Consider the following 3,350-nt stretch of genomic DNA (forward strand, 5'->3'; position numbering starts at 1 on the left):
AAACCAAACAAACCAACTGAAAAACGTGTTAACAACGTTCCAACTGCTATCGAGTTGATTTTTGGTAAGACACTTAACGGACGTAAGTTGCAAGACAAGGAATTTACTTTTGAATTGAAAGATGAAAAAGGTAATGTTCTTGAAACTGTTAAGAATGATGCCGAAGGTAAAGTTAAATTCTCTACTATCAACTACGGTAAAGCAGATCTTGGTAAGACATTCAACTACACGGTAGAAGAAGTTAAAGGAACTGATACAACTGTTACTTACGATAACATGAAAGTCAATGTTACTGTTCAAGTTATCCAACCTTCAGTAGGAGATCAATTGTCAACAGTTATCTCTTACGCTACAGTAGGTGGAGATGCTTATGGTGGTGACGATCGTGTCTTCGATAACAACGTAACTCCTAACTTCAAACCAGAGAAATACGTTGTTTCAGAACCAAGCTTCGACATCATTGGTAACAAACTTGCTGATGACGACGATTCAGCTGATAAAGTTGAAATCCAAAACTTGAATGGTAAGACCCTCAAACGTGGTCAAAAGATATACTATCAAGTATGGCTTGATACTCGTGACTTCACAGCAGAAAGCAATCTTCAAACAGTTGGTATCACAGATAACTACGAAGAAGATAAGCTTGACATCAACGCTGCTGATATCAAGGTTTACGATGGTATTACTGGTGCTGATGTTACTGACAAGTTCGACATCAAGGTTGAAAACGGTGTTCTCTACGGTACATCTAAAGCAAGCTTGACTAAAGCTATTAGTGCTACAGATGCTACTCCAGTCATCGATACAACTAAATTCGAGTTTGGTCGCTACTATAAATTTGATATCCCAGCTGTTGTTAAAGACATTGATGCTAACGACGGTGTAGATATTGAAAATACAGCCAACCAAACAATTCACCAATACAACCCATTCAATAAGAAAGTTACAACTCCTGAAAAACCAACTCAAACACGTGAAAACAACGTTCCAGTTCCACTCGAGTTCAACTATACTAAACGACTTGAAGGACGTGAGTTGACTGCAGGTGAGTTCAGCTTCGTATTGAAAGACAAAGACAACAAGGTTCTTCAAACAGTAACCAACGATAAAGATGGTCACATCAAGTTTGAAAAACTCTTGTTCAACAAAGCAGATCTTGGTAAGACATTCACTTACACAGTTGAAGAAGTAGCCGGTAAAGATGCTTCAATCACTTACGATGCTATGAAAGCGACTGTGACAGTAGAAGTTACTAAGGAAGGCAAAGTTCTCACAACTGTCGTTAACCACGCTTCAACAGGCGGATTCGCTTCAAGCGCTAACGATAAAGAGTTTAACAACAAGGTGGTTCCACCAGAAACACCTAAGTTCCAACCAGAGAAATATGTTGTGAACAAAGAGAAATTTGACATCACTGGTAACAAGCTTGTTGATGATGATAAAGAATTGGCAGACAAGTACGCAGATACAAATGCGAACCCATATGCTGATGACGCATCAAACAACGAAGCTGAAAACATGAATACTAAATCTGTTAAACGTGGTGAAAAACTTGTTTACCAAGTATGGCTCGATACAACTAAATTCGACGCTAAGAACAAGGATTACATCCAAACAGTTGGTATCTCTGATGACTACGATGAAACTAAATTGGATCTTGATGCTTCAGCTATTAAAGCTTACGACTCAGTTACAGGCGAAGATGTAACAGCTAAATTCAACATCAAAGTTGAAAATGGTATGATTACAGCTAACCTTAAAGATGGCTTCACTAAGTCACTTGGAGATGATGCAAATACTCAAATCATCGACACAACTAAGTTTGCCTTTGGTCGTTACTATAAATTCGATATCCCAACCACTGTTAAAGACTCTGTTCCTGGTGGTGTAGATATTGAAAATACAGCTGGACAAGTTGTTCACTTCTACAACCCAACAACTAAGAAGACAGAAATTCCTACTAAACCAACTGAAAAACGTGTTAACAACGTTCCAATCTCAGTTGAATTCAACTTCACTAAGAAACTTGAAGGCCGTGAGCTTAAAGCTAACGAATTCAGCTTCCAATTGAAGGATGAAGCAGGAAATGTCATCGAAACTGTTAAGAACGATGCTTCAGGTAACGTTAAGTTCAAAGCTATTGAGTACAAGAAAGGCCAAGAAGGTACTTACAAGTACACTGTAGAAGAAGTTAAAGGTACTGACGGCACAGTTCAATACGACGGTATGAAAGCTGTTGTTACAGTTGAAGTTAAACATGATGGAACAGCTAAAGCACTTATCACTAACGTGACAGATGCTGCTGATAAAGAGTTCAACAACAAAGTAACTCCTCCAGATACTCCAGACTTCAACCCAGAGAAATACATCCTTAACGAATCTAAATTCGATCTTACAGGAGTTAAACTTCTCGACGATGATAGCGAATTGAAAGATAAGGTTGCAGACACTAACGCAAATCCTTATGCTGATAAGACTGATAACAACGAAGCTCAAAATATCAATACTAAGACACTCAAGAAAGGTGATAAAGTATACTACCAAGTATGGTTGGATACAACTAAATTCACTGAAGCTCACAATATCCAATCTGTAGGTGTTACAGATAAATATGACAGCGAAAACTTGACTGTTAACGTTAAAGATATTAAAGCATACGACTCTGTAACAGGAGAAGATGTGACAGCTAAGTTCGATATCACTCTCGTTAACGGTGTAATCACTGCAACATCAAAAGCTGACCTTACTAAGTCACTTGGCGATGCAGAAAATACACAAGTTATCGACACAACTAAGTTCGCCTTCGGACGTTACTACAAGTTTGAAATCCCAGCAGAAATTAAACAATCTGCTAAGGGCGGTGTTGACATCGAAAATACAGCCTCACAAATCGTTCACCAATACGATCCACAAAGTAAGACTGTTAAGAAACCTGAAAAACCAACAGAAAAACGTGTTGTTAACATCCCAGTTGAAGTTGAATTTAACTTCACTAAGAAACTTGAAGGTCGTGAACTTAAAGCCAACGAATTCAGCTTCGTTCTTAAAGATAAAGATGGAAACATCCTTCAAACAGTTAAGAACGACGCTGCAGGTAACGTTAAATTTGCTGCTCTTGAATTCAAGAAAGGCCAAGAAGGTACTCACAACTACACTGTAGAAGAAGTTAAAGGTACTGACGGAACTGTTTCTTACGATTCAATGAAAGCTCTTGTCACTGTTGAAGTATCACATGATGGTAAAGCGAAAGCTCTTATCACTAAAGTGAACGACCCAGCAGACAAAGAATTTAACAACACTGTTCGTCCACCAGAAAAACCTAAGTTCCAACCAGAGAAATACGTTGTTTC

1 protein-coding gene is annotated in these 3,350 nt (G+C 38.3%); it reads left to right on the forward strand.

Going from position 1 to position 3,350, the window contains the following annotated elements:
* A partial coding sequence (locus tag HMPREF3112_RS11725) for an SspB-related isopeptide-forming adhesin (RefSeq protein ID WP_305366752.1) occupies positions 1 to 3,350 on the forward strand: 3,350 nt, incomplete at both ends.

It is taken from the genome of Streptococcus sp. HMSC10E12 (genome assembly GCF_001807855.1).
Lineage (GTDB): Bacteria > Bacillota > Bacilli > Lactobacillales > Streptococcaceae > Streptococcus > Streptococcus salivarius.